The sequence below is a fragment of the Uniformispora flossi genome (assembly GCF_049534875.1).
GTDB lineage: Bacteria > Actinomycetota > Actinomycetes > Streptomycetales > Streptomycetaceae > Yinghuangia > Yinghuangia aomiensis.
In genome coordinates this window covers 242,600-258,898 of record NZ_JBMULZ010000007.1, presented here as the reverse complement: position 1 = coordinate 258,898, position 16,299 = coordinate 242,600, and the positions used below count along the sequence as shown (strand labels likewise).

The 16,299-nt window shown below is 71.8% G+C and carries 15 protein-coding genes; 10 read left to right on the top strand and 5 right to left on the bottom strand.

The genetic code is table 11. From position 1 onward, the window contains the following. The 3 genes from narH to narI are packed head-to-tail and all read left to right on the top strand — an operon-like array spanning window position 1 to window position 2,977. Window positions 1-1,596 (top strand): nitrate reductase subunit beta, encoded by a 1,596-nt coding sequence (gene narH, locus ACPA54_RS18355; protein ID WP_423531064.1) that lies wholly within the window; start codon window positions 1-3, stop codon window positions 1,594-1,596. Then, complete coding sequence (narJ, locus tag ACPA54_RS18350) at window positions 1,593-2,249, top strand: nitrate reductase molybdenum cofactor assembly chaperone (RefSeq protein WP_423531062.1); 657 nt, start codon at window positions 1,593-1,595, stop codon at window positions 2,247-2,249. Before narH ends, narJ begins: the two co-directional genes overlap by 4 nt. Beyond that, window positions 2,249-2,977: a respiratory nitrate reductase subunit gamma gene (narI, locus tag ACPA54_RS18345; protein ID WP_423531060.1), complete on the top strand. Its 729-nt coding sequence runs from the start codon at window positions 2,249-2,251 to the stop codon at window positions 2,975-2,977. The genes narJ and narI overlap by 1 nt, the downstream gene beginning before the upstream one ends. A gap of 92 nt (window positions 2,978-3,069) precedes the next feature. On the opposite strand, the gene ACPA54_RS18340 is transcribed toward narI, so the two are convergent. Beyond that, entirely contained in the window at window positions 3,070-3,981 is a 912-nt protein-coding gene (locus ACPA54_RS18340; RefSeq protein ID WP_423531058.1) for a class I SAM-dependent methyltransferase, read from the bottom strand. 47 nt (window positions 3,982-4,028) lie between these two features. Between ACPA54_RS18340 and ACPA54_RS18335 the strand changes: the two genes are divergently transcribed. After that, window positions 4,029-4,601, top strand: coding sequence for a helix-turn-helix domain-containing protein (locus ACPA54_RS18335; RefSeq protein ID WP_423531056.1), 573 nt, complete (start codon window positions 4,029-4,031; stop codon window positions 4,599-4,601). A 91-nt stretch (window positions 4,602-4,692) separates the two neighbouring features. Then, on the top strand, window positions 4,693-5,202 hold the full coding sequence (locus tag ACPA54_RS18330; protein WP_423531054.1) for a GNAT family N-acetyltransferase: 510 nt from the start codon (window positions 4,693-4,695) through the stop codon (window positions 5,200-5,202). Between the two features lie 42 nt (window positions 5,203-5,244). On the opposite strand, the gene ACPA54_RS18325 is transcribed toward ACPA54_RS18330, so the two are convergent. Then, window positions 5,245-7,191 carry a SpoIIE family protein phosphatase gene (locus ACPA54_RS18325; RefSeq protein WP_423531052.1) on the bottom strand — a complete coding sequence of 649 codons (1,947 nt, stop codon included), beginning with the start codon at window positions 7,189-7,191 and terminating at the stop codon, window positions 5,245-5,247. A 253-nt stretch (window positions 7,192-7,444) separates the two neighbouring features. Here ACPA54_RS18325 and ACPA54_RS18320 point away from each other — a divergent pair, with 253 nt between their 5' ends. The 3 genes from ACPA54_RS18320 (at window position 7,445) to ACPA54_RS18310 (ending at window position 10,778) form a co-directional block, all read left to right on the top strand. Continuing rightward, a complete protein-coding gene (locus tag ACPA54_RS18320; RefSeq protein ID WP_423531050.1) occupies window positions 7,445-8,119 on the top strand; it encodes a hypothetical protein in 675 nt (224 codons plus the stop codon). 37 nt (window positions 8,120-8,156) lie between these two features. Further along, window positions 8,157-9,503, top strand: coding sequence for a nucleotidyl transferase AbiEii/AbiGii toxin family protein (locus tag ACPA54_RS18315; RefSeq protein WP_423531048.1), 1,347 nt, complete (start codon window positions 8,157-8,159; stop codon window positions 9,501-9,503). A gap of 162 nt (window positions 9,504-9,665) precedes the next feature. Then, window positions 9,666-10,778 carry a hypothetical protein gene (locus tag ACPA54_RS18310; protein WP_423531046.1) on the top strand — a complete coding sequence of 371 codons (1,113 nt, stop codon included), beginning with the start codon at window positions 9,666-9,668 and terminating at the stop codon, window positions 10,776-10,778. 82 nt (window positions 10,779-10,860) lie between these two features. On the opposite strand, the gene ACPA54_RS18305 is transcribed toward ACPA54_RS18310, so the two are convergent. Further along, on the bottom strand, window positions 10,861-11,478 hold the full coding sequence (locus ACPA54_RS18305; protein WP_423531044.1) for a TetR/AcrR family transcriptional regulator: 618 nt from the start codon (window positions 11,476-11,478) through the stop codon (window positions 10,861-10,863). 229 nt (window positions 11,479-11,707) lie between these two features. Between ACPA54_RS18305 and ACPA54_RS18300 the strand changes: the two genes are divergently transcribed. Both ACPA54_RS18300 and ACPA54_RS18295 read left to right on the top strand, forming a co-directional pair. Further along, window positions 11,708-13,024: a D-arabinono-1,4-lactone oxidase gene (locus ACPA54_RS18300; RefSeq protein ID WP_423531042.1), complete on the top strand. Its 1,317-nt coding sequence runs from the start codon at window positions 11,708-11,710 to the stop codon at window positions 13,022-13,024. Between the two features lie 208 nt (window positions 13,025-13,232). Continuing rightward, complete coding sequence (locus ACPA54_RS18295; protein ID WP_423531040.1) at window positions 13,233-14,879, top strand: family 20 glycosylhydrolase; 1,647 nt, start codon at window positions 13,233-13,235, stop codon at window positions 14,877-14,879. 2 nt (window positions 14,880-14,881) lie between these two features. Here ACPA54_RS18295 and ACPA54_RS18290 read toward each other — a convergent pair whose 3' ends face one another. Both ACPA54_RS18290 and ACPA54_RS18285 read right to left on the bottom strand, forming a co-directional pair. After that, entirely contained in the window at window positions 14,882-15,328 is a 447-nt protein-coding gene (locus ACPA54_RS18290) for an acyl-CoA thioesterase (RefSeq protein ID WP_423531038.1), read from the bottom strand. 11 nt (window positions 15,329-15,339) lie between these two features. Beyond that, window positions 15,340-16,275 carry a LysR family transcriptional regulator gene (locus ACPA54_RS18285; RefSeq protein WP_423531036.1) on the bottom strand — a complete coding sequence of 312 codons (936 nt, stop codon included), beginning with the start codon at window positions 16,273-16,275 and terminating at the stop codon, window positions 15,340-15,342. Window positions 16,276-16,299 lie beyond the last annotated feature (24 nt).

The window sequence follows — 16,299 nt, the reverse complement described above, 5'->3', positions numbered from 1 at the left end:
ATGCGCGTAATGGCCCAGGTCGCGATGGTCATGAACCTCGACAAGTGCATCGGCTGCCACACCTGCTCGGTCACCTGCAAGCAGACGTGGACCAACCGCGGCGGCGTCGAGTACGTGTGGTTCAACAACGTGGAGACCCGCCCCGGACAGGGCTACCCGCGCCGCTGGAGCGACCAGGACCGCTGGCAGGGCGGCTGGGCGCTCGACCGGCGCGGCCGGCTCAAGCTCAAGGCCGGGGGCCGGTTCAAGAAGCTCGCCACGATCTTCGCCAACCCGGTGCTGCCCGAGATCAAGGACTACTACGAGCCCTGGACGTACGACTACGACCAGCTCACGAAGGCGCCGCTCGGCGACGACTACCCCGTCGCGCAGCCGCGCTCGGTACTCACCGGCGAACCGATGGCCGTCGCGTGGTCGGCCAACTGGGACGACGACCTCGGCGGCGCGACCGAGCACGGCGCGGCGGACCCGGTGGTGGAACGGATCGGCGACAAGGTCAAGTTCGCCTTCGAAGAGGCCTTCATGTTCTACGTGCCGCGGATCTGCGAGCACTGCCTCAACCCGTCCTGCGTCGCCTCGTGCCCGTCGGGGGCGCTGTACAAGCGGGTCGAGGACGGCATCGTGCTCGTCGACCAGGACCGGTGCCGCGGGTGGCGGCAGTGCGTCACCGGGTGCCCGTACAAGAAGGTGTACTTCAACCACCGCACCGGCAAGGCCGAGAAGTGCCACTTCTGCTATCCGCGCGTCGAGGTCGGCCTGCCGACGGTCTGCTCGGAGACCTGCGTGGGACGGCTGCGGTACATCGGCGTGATGCTGTACGACGCCGACCGGGTGGCCGCCGCGGCCGCGGAACCCGACGAGAAGGACCTGTACGAGGCCCAGTTGGAGGTCTTCCTCGACCCCCACGCCCCCGAGGTGGGGCGCGCCGCGGAGGCGGCCGGGATCCCCTTCGAGTGGATGGAAGCCGCACGCCGGTCCCCCGTCCACACCCTCATCAAGGACTACCGCGTCGCGCTGCCGCTGCACCCGGAATACCGCACGCTGCCGATGGTGTGGTACATCCCGCCGCTTTCCCCGGTCGTCGAGGCGCTCGCCGAGAGCGGGCACGACGGCGAGGACCCGGTCAACCTGTTCGGCGCGATCGACACGCTGCGCATCCCGCTCGAATACCTCGCCGAACTGTTCACCGCGGGCGACCCCGAGCCGGTCCGCCGGTCGCTGGAAATCCTCGCGGTCATGCGGTCGTTCATGCGCGCGGTCAACCTCGGGCGGGAACCCGACCTGGCACCCGCGGCGGCCCTCGGGCTGGCCCCGGAACGCATCGAGGCGCTCTACCGCCTGCTGGCGATCGCCAAGTACGACGACCGCTACGTCATCCCGACGGCGGCGATGGCCGACGCGCACCGCTTGGAGGAGTCCGCGGTCGGATCGGGCTGCAGCGTCGACGACGGGGTCTACGAGGACGCTCCGGGCCCGTTCGGAGAGAGTTCCGGCTCGGAGACCAAGCTCGGGCATCGGCGGCTGCCGCTGGTCACGATCGAGGCGTTCCACCTGACGCGGCGTCGGCAGACCGCCGACCGGGAGGAGGACCTGTGAGCGGACTTCTGCCCCACGCCGACCGCGTACTGTGCCAGGCCGCGGCGCGGTGCCTGGCCTATCCGGACGAAGCGTTCGCCGTCGAACTCCCCTTGGTTTCCTCCGCGTTGGATGCCGCGGGACGAGGCGGAGCGGCATTGCGGCCGTTCCTCGACCATGCCGTGTCCACCCCCGTCGGCGATCTCGCCGCGCACTACGTCGACGTGTTCGACTTCAAGAACCGGCACTGCCTGTATCTGAGCTGGTGGACGGACGGCGACACGCGGCGCCGCGGCACATCGCTCGTGCGGTTCAAGGAGGCCTACCGCGCACACGGGCTCGAACCGACGGGCGAGGACCTCCCCGACTTCCTGCCCGTGGTGCTGGAGTTCGCCGCCGCGACCGGGTCGGACACGCTCCTGCGCGAGCACCGGGCGGGGCTGGAACTGCTGCGGATCGCGCTCGCCGAGCACGGCACCCCGTACGCGCACGTCGTCGCCGCGGTCTGCGCGGTGCTGCCCGGCCCATCGCCGCGGGACCGCGCCGAAGCGCGGGCGCTGGCGCGCAGCGGTCCGGCGCGCGAAGAGGTGGGGCTCGCCGGGTACGCAGAACGCCCTTACGGACACCTCGACATGCTGCCCATCGTCGGCGCGGACGGCTCCGGAGGCCACTGATGCGCACGTTCCTCTGGGGCGCCCTGCCCTACATCGCGGTGGCACTGCTGGTGTCCGGCCTGGTCTGGCGCTACCGCTACGACCGCTTCGGCTGGACGACCCGGTCCTCGGAAAGCTACGAGTCGAAGATCCTCACGATCGCCTCTCCGGTCTTCCACTACGGCATCCTCTTCGTGCTGGTCGGGCACCTGATGGGCCTGCTCGTGCCGAAGTCGTGGACGGACTCGCTCGGCGTCACCGAACACGCCTACCACCTGATGTCCCTGTTCGCCGGCACCGCGGCGGGCGTCCTGACCCTGCTGGGCATCGCCGCGCTGATCTACCGCCGCCGGACCAATCGGGCCGTCTTCCGGGCCACGACGCGCAACGACAAGCTGATGTACGTCGTGCTCGCGGCGGCGATCGCCTTCGGGATGATCGCGAAGCTCGCCCACTCGTCGATCTCCAGCGGCTACAACTACCGCGACACCATCGCGGTATGGGTGCGGAGCTTGTTCTCCCTGCAGCCGAAGACGGCACTGATGGCGGACGCGCCGACGCTGTACCAGATCCATGCGGTGATCGGGCTGGTGCTGTTCGCGCTGATCCCGTTCACGCGACTGGTGCACATGTTCAGCGCGCCGATTCAGTACGTGTTCCGGCCGTACATCGTCTACCGCGCGCGCGACCCGCGGAATGTGGGGGTGCGGGCGGAGCGGCGGGGGTGGGAGAAGGTCGGGCCGCGCTGAGGTTCGGCGCCACGACCGGCTTGCCGGGTGCCGTGGTGAGCCGCGGCGCGGCCCGTGCGGCGGCGCGCCGGGACTCGGGCGGCTCGGGCAGGTCAGGCCGGTCGCGCCAAACGCAGTTCCCGCGTCGTGCGGATGATCAGGTCGTCGCGCCGGAGGACGCTGTCGGGTCCGTCGTCGGCCACGAGGCGGTCGAGGGCGGCAAGGTCGTCGGGTGACAGCGCGTCCGCCAAGCCGGCGCGGACGCGGGTCAGGTAGCCGCGGGCGTAGCGTCCGGCGGCCTCGGGGAGGTCGGCGCCGGCGAGGCGGATGTCGTAGGTGTGGGCGTCGACCACCGTGTAGCCCGCCGTGGCCAGCACGGCGTCCCAGTCCGCACCGAGGTGCGGGACGTGGTCGGCGGTCTCCTTGGCCATGGCCTCGTGGCAGCGGTCTTCCAGGCCCGGCGTCCCGAAGCCGAGGTCGTCGGGGAGGAAGCGCGGGAGACCGTCCATCTCCAGCAGGGCGAACAGTCCGCCCGGCCGCAGCACGCGACCGATCTCGCCGAGGGCCCGGAGCGGGTCGGCGGTGTGGTGCAGCGACGCGGACGCCCAGACCACGTCGGCGGGGCCCAGTTCAGGCCACGCGGCGTCCAGATCGGCCTGCACCGTCCGCACCCGCGCCCCCAGGCCCCGCTGCTCGGCCTTCTCGGCGAGCCGGGCGAGCATCTGCGGGTCGACGTCGACCGCGGTCGCGTCGGCGTCCGGGAAGCACGCAAGGAGGGAGAGGGTGCCGGCGCCGGTCCCGGCCCCGAGGTCGACGAGGCGGCGCGGCGGCTGCTCGGCGGAGGCCTTGCGGATGCGCCGGGTCACGTCGGTGAAGCAGGCGTCCAGGATCTCGATGTCGAGGTCCAGCAGATCGGCCAGGCCGGCCGAGTCGCCGAAGGACCCGGGGGCTGCGTCGTGGGCATGGCGGCCGTGGCCGTGGCTGTGGGCGTGGCCGTGGTGGTTCGGGTGCTGTCGCTCGTCCATGCTTCGACTCTAAGCGCCTCTTGCGCTGATGACATACCATCTTGCGTATGAAGCAAGACGACGACGCTCTCGACACCCTCGTGCGGAAGCGGATCCGCGCCCTGCGGGTCGCCCTCGGCTGGTCGCTCGACGACCTCGCGGCCCGCTGCTACCTGAGCCCGTCGACGCTGAGCCGCATCGAAACCGGACAGCGCCGGATCGGCCTCGACCAGCTGACCGCGATCGCCCGCGCCCTCGGCACCACGCTCGACCAGCTCGTGGAGACCGTCGACGACGAGGACGTGGTGATCCGCCCCCGGCACGACGAGTCGCGCGGCGTCAGCACCTGGATCCTCAGCCGCGGCCCCGGCACCCAGGGCGTGACCGTCGCCCGCATGCGGCTCACCAAGCCCGCCCGGCCCGACGCGATGAACGCACACCCCGGGCACGACTGGTTCACGGTGCTGTCCGGCACGGTGACGCTGCTCCTCGGCGAACGCCGCATCGTCGTCGAAACCGGAGAAGCGGCCGAGTTCTCCACGATGATCCCGCACACCTTCGGCTCCGACGACGGCCCCGCCGAAATCCTCTGCATGTTCGACCACGACGGCCGCCGGACACACCTGCACCAGGCGCCCTGACCGGGGCGGCAGTTCTTCGACGCCCCCGGCGCGTCCCGACCGCGGCGCGCAGCAGAGCATCAGGAGGTGCGGGATTCGCTATACATGCGCAATGACCAGCTGGCTCACCCGCCCCGAAACCCCCGCCGACGTCCCCGCCATCCGGGCGATCGTCGAAGCCGCCTTCCCCACCCCGGAAGAAGCCGACCTCGTCGACGCCCTCCGCGCCGACTCCCAGGCCTGGCTCGAAGGCCTCTCGGTCGTCGCCGTCGACAACGCGGACATCCCCGTCGGCTACGCCCTCCTGACCCGCTGCCACATCGACACCACCCCGGCCCTCTGCCTGGCTCCCGTCGCGGTCCTCCCCGCCCACCAGAAATCCGGCGCCGGCGCGGCCGCCATCCGCGCGGCCCTGGCCACCGCGGCCGCCCAAGGCGAACACGCCGTAGCCGTCCTCGGCCACCCCGACTACTACCCCCGCTTCGGGTTCACCCGCGCTTCCGCCCACGGCATCGGGCTGACCATCGACGTCCCCGACGACGCCCTGATGGTGCTCACGCTGGACCCGTCGCAGCCCATCCCGTCGGGGACGATCCACTACGCGGCCCCGTTCGGTATCTGACCGTTCGCCCCGGGCTCAGCCAGTGGAAGCATGTGGCCGCGGTCACCGGCCGTCCGGCGCCGAGGCCGGTGGGACGCGAACGACGAGGACCGCGGCGTCGTCGTCTTCGCCGCCGGTCTCGGCGGCGGCCGCGAGCATCGCGTCGGCGATCGCCTCGACACCGTCGCCGGCACATGCGGCCGCCCGGTCCGCGGCCCGGCGCATGCCGACCTCGATCGGCATGTCGCGGGACTCCACGACACCGTCGGTGACCAGCACGATGATGGTTCCCGGCCGCAGCACCGTCTCGTGCTGGGGGTACTCGGCACCTTGCAAGGCGCCCAGGATGGGGCCGCCCGGGGTTTCGAGGACGTCCGCCCTGCCGTCCGGGTCGATCACGATCATCGGGACGTGGCCCGCCCGTGCGACCGCGCACTCGCCCGTGGCCGGGTCGAGGCGCAGCAGCGTGCATGTGGCGAAGTTGTCGCGGCCGAGGCTCGCGAGGAGGTTGTTGACGCGGCCGAGGATGAGCGACGGCGTGGGGTCGTGCGATGCGAAGGCCCGTCCCGTGGTGACCAGTTGGCCCATGTGCGCGGCCGCGTCCACGTCGTGTCCCTGGGCGTCCCCGATGCTGAGCAGCGCGGTGCCGTCGTCGCCGGGGACCACGTCGTACCAGTCGCCGCCCATCGAAAGTCCGTGCGCGGCCGGCGAGTATCGGGCGGCGATCTCCAGGCCGGGTACGACCGGCGGGGCGGAGGGCATCATGGTGCGTTGGAGCGCCCGGGCGAGTTCGGTCAGCGCCTGCTGGAGTCGGATGCGCTCGACGGCCTGCCCGGCGAGCTGCCCCAGCGTGCGCATCAGCGCGCGCTCGTCCGGGCTCGGGTGGTGCTCGTGGTCGTAGATGATGACGAGAGCGCCGATGGGGCCTTTGCCGACTTCGAAGGGGATCACCGCGTACGCGTGCGCGCCGGTCGCCGCGATCAGTTCGGTGGCGTTCGGCCAGGCGAGTTCGTGCGCGCGCAGCGAGGGGACGAAGATCGCCTCGCCGCTGCGGATCGCGTGATGCAGAGGGCGGCGTTCGTCGAGTGCGGTGCCGTCGAGTCGGGCGAGGGCCATGTCGTCGGGACGCGAGGCGTTCGTCATCCGGAAGCGATCGCCGTGGACGAACCCCACGAAGGCTCCGGTGCCGCCGAAGAGGGGGGCGACACGGGCCATCATCACCTCGCCCAGGGCCTCCTCGGTGACGGCCGCGATCATCGCCGCCGAGACCTCGGCCAATCGGGCCCCGCGCTCGCGTTCGGCGGCCAGACGCCGCTTCCCCTCCGCCTGCACCCCGACGACGTCGCTCCGGTCGCGGTTGACGCCGACCAGGACTTCCCGCCCGTCCAGGCCCAGACGCAGGCGCTGCACATGGGATTCGATCCAATGCCACTGATCGGCGGCGTCGAGCAGCCGGTACTCGACGCGCGCCTCGGTGCGTTCGCCCGCGACCAGTGCCGCCTGCAGGCGCTTCAAGGAGGGCCGGTCGTCGGCGTGCACCCGCGCCATCCAGTCCGCGGCGCCGCGTGCGGGCGAGACCTGCGCGCGACCGCCGTGCCATCGCCAGGTGCTCGCGGCGATGTCGTAAGTCCACAGGCCGAAACCGCCGAGTGTGGCGGCGAGGCGGAACGTGGCCAGTTGCACGTCCACATCCACGCTGCCGGGCACCTCACGCAGTTCGGTCTCCTCGCCGACGGCACGCGCCTCGAACATGCACGCCACCGGAGCCCCGTCGGGGGCGGGAATCTCCACCACCCGCACGGCCACCCCGTCCGGCGCGGCGTGGGCCGCGGCGACGAGTTCGGCCCAAGCCGCGGTAGCCCGCGGGGACAGCCGACTGCCGAGCACCTCGAGCAGAGGCTTCTCCCGCGCCTCCGGGGTCAGGCCGGTGGCACGCTCGAAACGCCGGTCGAACCCCAGCAACCGCCCGTCCGCCCCGACCCGGACGATGGACCCGGCTGTGGCCGTCATGAGGATTGTCCGCGTGTCACAGGCGTCGACTTTCGTTCGAGCAGGCCGAGACATCCATGGCCGACATGTGGGATTTGCCCATTGAGTACATATTTATTCGCAGGCTCACCCAGGGTGCAATTAAGGTCATATAGGCCATACGGGCAACAAGTAAGCCTTTCGGATTGCTTCTCCGGGCGGCGGAGGGGGGCGCGTCGCCCGGGTCCGGATGCCGAGTCGGCTCCGTGTCGGTCCCCGCTGACAAGATCGGTGCGTGGTGACGGATGTCAGGTCTGGGGTGGCGTTTCCTGCCGATGTGGCGGGGGAGTTCGAGACGCATGTCACGGTGCGGTGTGCGGAGGCGGAGGTGGGTCGGCTTGCCGCATGGGCGGGGGCTCGCGGGGCCGGCGTGACGCACATCGTGCTGGGGCGCGGGGAGGTCGTGTCGCAGCCGATGGTGACGGTGCGGGCGCGGACGACGCTGGAGGCGGCACGGAGTGCCGGGGCGGTGTGGGCCGGCGCGGCGCGGAGTGCCGGGTTCGAGGTGGTGCGGGTCAAGATCGAGGCGGCGCCGTGGCATCCGGGGGTGCCGCGCACGGACGCGGACGCGGCGGTGATGGCGGCGTCCTACCATTTCGAGCACCACGTCAAAGTGGTTCTGGAACCCGCTGTGGATACGCGGGAGTTGGCGGATATCGCGGTGCGGCACGACGCGCATCTGTCGCACAATGCCCGTCGGGTGCGTGACGACGGCCGAGCGGAGCGGTTCGTGACGCAGCGGTGCCGCGGAGTGGGGGACGCGACCGCGGAGCGGGCGTTGACCGCGCTGCTGGCCGAGCTTCGCGACGGTGGTTACGCAATCCACTCGGTGGAGCGGGAGTTCGTGGTCCACGACGACCACGAGGCGCTGGATCGCGGCTGGATCGACGAGGCCGCCGCGCGCGCATGAACGACAGCGGCAAGTACTACGGGAGAGGCGACCGCACATGACGATCGACGAACGGCCGACGTCCTGGGACGAGATGGAGTGGGGGCCCTGGCCCGAGACCGACGTCGTACCGCAGGAGCCGCTGGACGACGAGACTCGCGAGAACCAGGGCCTGCCGACGTCGCTGTCCGTGGTCCGCGGCGAAGGTGTCCTGCAGCGGCCGGTGTTCGAGCCGGCGTTGCAGCACTATTCGCGGGCGATGCGGCCCGGTGAGCCGCAGTTCGCGTCCGCCGAGACCGCCGCGCGCTGGTACGCGGCCCGGCACCGCGCCCTCGACCACGTCCTCGCCGGCATCGCCTCGTCGGCGTGGGCCGAGCATCTGGTGCTGCGCGGCAGCATCCTCCTCAAGGCCTGGTACGGCGACGCCGCCCGGGAGCCGCGCGACCTCGACTTCGTCGTCGTGCCGCCGACCTGGGTCATGGAGGAGCCGCGCACCGACCGCATGCTCGAAGACCTGGCCGCCGCCGCGGCCGAGGTGTCGAAGGCGGACGCCGGCAGCACGGTGCGGATCGACGCCGCGGGCGCGGCGAGCGACGAGATCTGGACGTACGACCGGGTCCCCGGCCGCCGCCTGGTCCTTCCGTGGCACGCCGACGGCCTACCGTCGGGCAGCGTGCAGCTGGACTTCGTGTTCAACGAACGCATCCCGCACACACCGGAGTTCACCCACATCCCGGCCCGCCACGCGGGCCACGGCAACGCCGCCGGGCACCGCATCCTGGCCGCCACGCCCGCGCAGTCTCTCGCGTGGAAGCTGCTGTGGCTGGTGACCGACACCTATCCGCAGGGCAAGGACCTGTACGACGCCGTCCTCCTCGCCGAAGCCGGCTCGCTCTCCGCCGACTTGCTGCTGCGCAGCCTCGTGTCGTCGGACGCGTCGTGGGCCGGGCAGCGCATCACCACCGCGTTCCTGGACGACATCGACGTGGACGCGGACGAGTTCCGCAAGGACTACCCGGAGGTTCCGGACAGCATCGAGCAGTTGCTGGAGCGACTGAAGGCCGCGCTCGCCCCGACGTTCGCGGAGGCCGCCGCCGAGCCGCCCGCCGACGGATACGCCCGCCGCGCCGCGCTGCTCGCCCCGGCGGTCGAACGCCTGCGCGAGCTGGTGCGCGAGGAGGGCCTGGACGCGCTGCTGTCCCGGGTGAGCATGGACCGCGACCCGCTGCCGGAGACCCTCGTCCTGCTGCGCGAGACGATCGGTGCGGACGCCTGCACGCTGGAGGACGTCGCGGCGACGTACGTCGACTTCACGGCCCGCGCCTACCCCGGCTCCTACAACTACTACCGGCGCACCCCGGAAGAGCTGGCCAACGCCGTCGCCAAGCTCGGCGAAACCGTCTGAGCTTCCGCTCCCCTCCCCCGCGGGCGCCCGAACGGGCGCCTGCGGCCCCTGCTCAGGCGTGCCCTGCCCTGCCGTGCTTCGGCGCTTCGGCCGTTGAGTCGTCAGCCGTTGAGTCGTCCAGCCGTTGAATCGTCCAGTCGTTCAGCCGTTCGAAGGAGTTCCATGACCGACAACGACCGGTCGCTCGCCGGTCTCGTGCTCGCGTTCGCGCCGTCGGAGACCGCGGCGGCGGTCGCCGCCCGGATCGGCGAGCCGTCCGCGGTCGAGCAGCGCGAGCCTGCGCCGTTGCCGACCGAGCAGTTCACGGCGGCGCTGGCGTCCGGTCCGGACGTACCGCCGAAGATCCTGCGGCTGCCCGGCCGTCCGCGTCCGGCGGACCCGGTGCCGCCGGACGCGGCGGAGCTGTGGGCGTTGGAGCAGGACAAGCTGCGCCCATGGCTGCCGCGCATGATCGCGTCGGGCGACCCGGAGACCGCCCGCGTCGTGGTCAACCGGGTGCCGTTGAAGACCGAGGCGGGCCGGATCCGGGTCGTCGCCGCGGTCTGGGAGCGGCACGGCCGCGACGCCGCTCGCGCGGTGTTCGCCGAGGCCTCCTTCCCGGAGGAACTCGGCGGGACGCTGACCGCACCGGCGTTCGAGGACGCGTCCGCGCTCGCGGTCGCCGCGGCACTCGACGCGGACGACGGCCTCGACAGGCTGCGGGCCCAGCTCGCCGTCCACGAGAGCGCGGCCGAGATCGTCGAGCAGCTCCACTCGCTGGAGGAAAACGCCGACGAGATCGACCATTTGGTGGCCGAAGGCACCGCGCTGCCGTGGGACGCGATCGTGGCGGCGCACCGCGAGCGCCCGTTCCGCACCGAAATCCGGAACGCGCTTGCGGCGCGGGCCGACTGCCCGCGGCCGATGCTCATCGACCTGCTCCAGGCCGGCATTCCCGAGGCCGACACCACGCACTGGTACGGCGAACCGGCACGGCTCGCGCCGGACTGGCTGGACGGGGCGCTCATCCACGGCCGCCTCTCCCCCGTCGACGTACTCACCCACCTGCGCCCCGCACGCGACACGCTGCAGCTGTTCGTCCACGACGACTACCGGGTCAACCGCGCGCACTGGCACGCCGACACCCCGCACCCCGACCTCGCCGAGTTGTTCGCCGCGCACTGGGGCGACGACGTGGAGGCCTGGGTGGTCGCGGTGCGGCTGCTGCCCGAGTTCGCCGGGACGCTGCCGGAACTCGCGGCGACGGCACGGGCGTCCGTGGAGGTGGCCGGATAGCGGGTGGCTGGTCCGGTTGGCAGCGGGTCGGAGACTCTGGCGGCCGACCGGCGGCCGAAGCCGCGCACCCGCCGAGCCCCGCTCAGTCCCCGCGCGGCTCGGCGGCGGCGATCAGGTAGCCGGCGAACTCGTCGAGCGCGGCGCGGGCTTGGGCGTCGTCGCGGTCGATGAGCCAGTTGAGGGTGAGGCCGTCCATGACGCCGAAGCCGTAGCGGGCGAGGACGGCCACGTCGACCTTCCAGCGCACGTCGGCGACCGTGGCGATGGTCTCCAGGTACTCGCGGAAGACGTCCCGGTACTGCCGGTACTGGGCACGCGCCACATCGGCAAGCTCGGGGTGGCGCAACGCGTACTGGGTCAGCTCGTAGGTGACCATCTGCTCGTCGGGCTCGGCCTGGATGCGGCGCCAGTAGGCGTCGATGCTGCCGCCGATGACCGCGGCGGGGTCCCGGCGGCCGTCGCCCGCCGGCGCGGCGCCGTCGGTCACGGTCGGCGGCAGCGTCTTGGCCATGATCGTCTCGATGACGCTGTGCAGGAGTTCCGCCTTGGAGCGGAAGCAGTAGTGGAACGCGCCGAGCGGCAGTCCGGCCTCGGCGACGATGGCCCGGGTCGAAGCCGCGGCGACGCCGTCCCGGACCATCACCCGGATCGCGGCGTCGACCAGGTTTTCGCGGCTCTCTTCGGCCGAGCGGCGGGGCATGGGCGGTCTCCGGGGTTGTGCGGCGCCGGGTGGCGCGGGTCGTCGAGCCAACGTATCCCAGCGGGTGCCCGGCCGCCGCTGTTTGGCCACCCGGTTGTGGACACTCGTCCAGGTCACCTGTCCAAGTCGATCGGCCGAAACTCTTGACTTGGACGGTCGACCAAGTCCAGCCTTCCGGTGGAGCCGCGAGCGGGATGCGGCCCGCCGTTCTCCCGGGAGGTTCACCGTCATGGGCAGCGTCTGGCGCAACTGGGCGGGCAACGAGCAGGCGTCTCCGGTGCGCGTGGAGCGCCCGGCGGACCCGGCCGAGGCCGCCGCCGCGGTCAAGGGCGCGGTGCGGGACGGGCTGCGGATCAAGGCGGTCGGGTCCGGGCACTCGTTCACGGGCGCGGCGGTGGCGCCGGGTGTGCAGATGGACATGAGCGGGCTGTCCGGGCTGGTGTCCGTCGACCGCGGCACCGGGCTGGTGACCGTCGAGGCGGGCATGCCGCTGTGGCAGCTCAACCCGGTGCTGGCCGCGCACGGCCTGGCGATGGAGAACCTCGGCGACATCGACCGGCAGACCATCTCGGGCGCCATCTCCACCGGCACCCACGGCAGCGGACTGCGGTACGGCGGCATCGCCACGCAGGTCCGCGGCCTGGAGATGGTCCTCGCCGACGGTTCGCTCGTCACCTGCTCGGCGACCGAGCGTGCGGACCTGTTCGCCGCCGCCCGGGTGGGGATCGGCGCGCTCGGGATCCTCACGAAGGTCACGCTGCAGTGCGTCCCCTCGTTCGTCCTGCATGCCCGCGACACCGGCATGCCGGTCGCCGAGACACTCGAACGCATGCAGGAACTCGCGGACGAGAACGACCACTTCGAATTCTTCTGGTTCCCGCACAGCGACCGGACGCTGACCCGCCGCTTCCGCCGCCTGCCCGGCGGCACTCCGCTGAAGCCCATCGGCGACTTCGCGCGGCGGCTCGACGAGCGGGTCAGCGGCACCGGGTTCGAGGCGCTGAACCGGATCGGGACGCGGCTCCCGGCCCTGATCCCCGGCATCACCCGGTTCGCGGCGCGCGCGATGTCGGCGCGAGAGTGGACGGATCTGTCCCACCGCGTCTTCGCCTCGGTACGCGATGTCCGCTTCCTGGAAGGCGAGTTCGCCATTCCGCGCGAGCGGGCACAGGAGGCGCTGCGAGAGATCAAGCGGTGGATCGACGCAAACGACGAACGAGTGTCGTTCCCCTTGGAGGTGCGGTTCGCGCCGGCCGACGACGTGTGGCTGTCGACGGCGCACGAGCGGGAGAGCTGCTACATCGCTTTCCACCAGTACCACCGGATGCCGCACGAGCGGTATTTCCGGGCATGCGAGGACATCCTGGGGTCGTTCGGCGGGCGGCCGCACTGGGGCAAGATGCATACGCTCGGCGCGGAACAGCTGCGGCCGCGGTACGCCCGCTTCGACGATTTCGTGGCGCTGCGGGACCGGGTGGACCCGGCGGGGGTGTTCGGGAACGCGTATCTGGACCGGGTGCTGGGGGCGGCGCCGGAGGCGGGGTAGGCGGGGGCGGGCCGCGGCGGGGCAGTTCGCGGCTCCGGCAGTCCGCGGCGGGGCATGGGGTGGCCGCGGCGGCCCACAGCGGGCGGCCCGAGTCTGGTCCCCTTCCCCTGACACCACTTTTCCATGGTCGTGAGAAAGTCATTGACCGGGGAAGCGAGCGCCCTCTACGGTCGAATTCCTCGACCCGCCTCGGCCCCGGGAGCCCGTCATGCCCGCGCTGATCCCCGCCCCTGCCTGGTCCCGTCCCGGCGATTCGGCGGACGCTTTCGTGCTCCGTCCCGGAGATGCGGTTTCCGCGCCCGCGGAACTCCGCCCCGTGGCCGAGCTGTTCGTGCGCGACCTGACATCGGGCGGCGGGCCGGAGCTGCGCGTCACCGAGGCCGCGGGGGCGATTCGGCTGGAGCTGACGGATGACACCGCCGAGTTCGACGCGCTACCGGCTACGGCGGGAGTGCGGGCGACCGACGGCGACCCGGCCGACGAGCGCTACGGGCTGGAGGTCGGCGCGGACGGCGTCCGCGTGTGGGCGGGCTCGGCGGAGGGAATCGGCCGCGGCCTGACGACGCTGCGTCAGCTCGCCGGCACGTCCGAGCGCCCCGTCCTGTCCGCGCAACGGATCCTCGACGCGCCGCGGTTCGCGTGGCGGGGGCTGTCGCTGGATGTGGCACGGACGTTCTTCGGCGTCGACCAGGTCAAGTCGGTGATCGACCTGCTCGCGTACTACAAGCTCAACGTGCTCCACCTGCACCTCACCGACGACCAGGGCTGGCGGCTACACATCGACGCGCGCCCCGACCTCACCCGGATCGGCGCCCGCGGCGCGTTCGCCGGTCGGCCCGGCGGGTTCTACACACAGGACGACTACCGGGAGATCGTGCGGTACGCAGCGGAGCGGCATGTCACGGTCGTGCCCGAGATCGACGTCCCGGGGCACTGCGAGGCGGTGTTCGCGGCGTATCCGGAGCTGGCGCCCGCAGGGTGGAGTCCGGGCAGCCGGCTGGGGGCGCTTGCGGCTCCCGAACCGGGCGGCGAGGCCGCGGCCATGAACGCGCTCGACCCGGACAATCCCGCGACCTGGCCGTTCCTCACCGACGTACTGACCGAGGTGGCCGCGCTGACGCCGGGCCGGTACCTGCACATCGGCGGGGACGAGGCGCTCATCGGGGAGGACGCGTACGCCCGGTTCGTGGCGGGCATCCGCGGCATCGTCGCCTCGCTGGGCAAGCGCGTCGTCGGCTGGCAGGAGACCGCCCGCGCGGGGCTCGCGCCGGGCGACATCGCCCAGCACTGGATCAGCAGCACGAGCCTCGACGCGGACCACGTGGACCTCGCGAACCTGCCCGCGGGGATGGAGCTGCCGGAGAACTTCCGCGAGGTCCTGCTGCCGATGCTGCTGGAGATGTTCGCCAAGGCCGAACGCGACGTGACCGCGGCGTTGAAGGGCGGGGCGCAGATCCTGCTCTCCCCGAACGCGGTCGCCTACCTGGACCAGCCGTACCGCGACGCGGGACCCGCCGAGCAGGAGGAACTCCGCGCCCGGCTCGGACTCCAGGTGTACCCGGGCAACACGCTCGAATCGGCCCTGGACTGGGATCCGTCGACGCACCACACCGACATCCCCGGCGACGAGGCCATCGCCGGCGTCGAGGCGGCGGTGTGGTGCGAGACGGTGGAGAACGTCACCGAGCTGGAGTTCCTCCTGCTGCCGCGGCTGGCGGGCGTGGCCGAGAAGGCCTGGGCACCGCGCGAGGCCTACACGTGGGAGGACTACGCACGGCGCCTCGCGACCCAGGCACCGGCGTGGCGGCGGGCAGGACGCACGTACTTCGCCGCCACGTCGGTGAAGTGGGAGTGAGGTCAGCCGAGTTGGTACGCCTCCATCAGCGCGTGCCGCTCCGGCGGAATCGGGGTGGGACCGGCATCGGTCATGTGCACGATGATCGAGTCACAAAGGCCGACACAGGTGCCGTCGTGGAACAGCCCCATGCCGTATTCGGCGGATGAGGAGCCGATACGCGTCACCGCCGCACCCACGACGTAAGTCGCCGGATACGGGGCCTCGCTCAGATAACGCATGCGGGATTCGAGCACGACAAAGCGGAAGTCCCGGCGACGCGTAATGAGGTCCTCACCGAAGAGACGCATATTGAGCGTCGCCCGCCCGTCCTCGTAGAACGACGCGATGGCAACGTTGTTGATATGCCGCTGCAGATCCATATCCGCAAACCGTGCGGGGATCTCGCGATGGTGGGGGTAATTGGCGAGGACGAGGCGGCGGGGATCGGGCGCGGCGTGGGGAGGCATGGGGTCAGACACTACCGAGCCCGCCTGGCCCAATCCGGGACCCATACCTCGTCCTCCGGGCGCAGCCCCTCCAGTGCCACCAGATACTCGCGCAGGGCCGCGAGGCCGGGGTGTGGGTTGTCCGCTCGCCACAGCAGGGAGTGCCGGTAGACGGGGGTGGGCTTGTGCACGACGACGCGGCGCAGGTCGTAGCCCATCGGCCAGACCCGTGGGGTGTGCTCGCCCACGAAGGTGCCCAGGGTGGTCGACTGGCTGATGGTGTCCAGTAGGGCCTCGATGCCGAAGTCCGGTCCCGTGGTCTCGATGGTGCAGCCGAAGGCCGCGGCCAATTCGTCGTAGTACGCAGCCCATTCCGTGCCGGGTGCGTTGGCCGGCATCCATATCCGGTGGCCCGCCAACTCACCCGGGGTGATCGTCGACGCGTGGGCCAGCGGGTGTGCGCGGCCGGTGCACAGCTGCAGCGGTTCGTCGTAGACCGGTACGGCGGTGATGCCGTCCGGCAGCGGCACGCCGTTCCGTACCGAGCGGAACGTGGCGTCGATCGTCCCGGCTTGCAAGGCCGCGATCGCCGTGTCCGCATCGAACAGGGTCACCACGTCGAGTGGCGTCTGCCGGTGCGCGCTGTGGAAGTCCCGGAGCAGCCCCGCCACGCACAGGCGCCGTCCGATGACGTCCACGCGCAGCGCCCGCGTCCCCGGCCGCACCGAGGCCGCGGCGCGCTCCTCGGCCGACAGGAGCGCCCGTGCGTGCGGCAGGAACGCCTGCCCGTCGATCGTCAGCTCGGCCCCGCGCGGCGTCCGCGCGAACAGGCCGACGCCGAGTTCCTCCTCCAGCGCCGCCACCCGCTTGGACACGGCCTGCTGGCTGAGTCCGAGGTCGGCGGCTGCCCGCTGGAACTGGCCGCTGTCGGCCACGGCGATGAACGTGCGCACGGTGTTGAGGTCCACGCGCCCCAGCCTAATAGGACAACC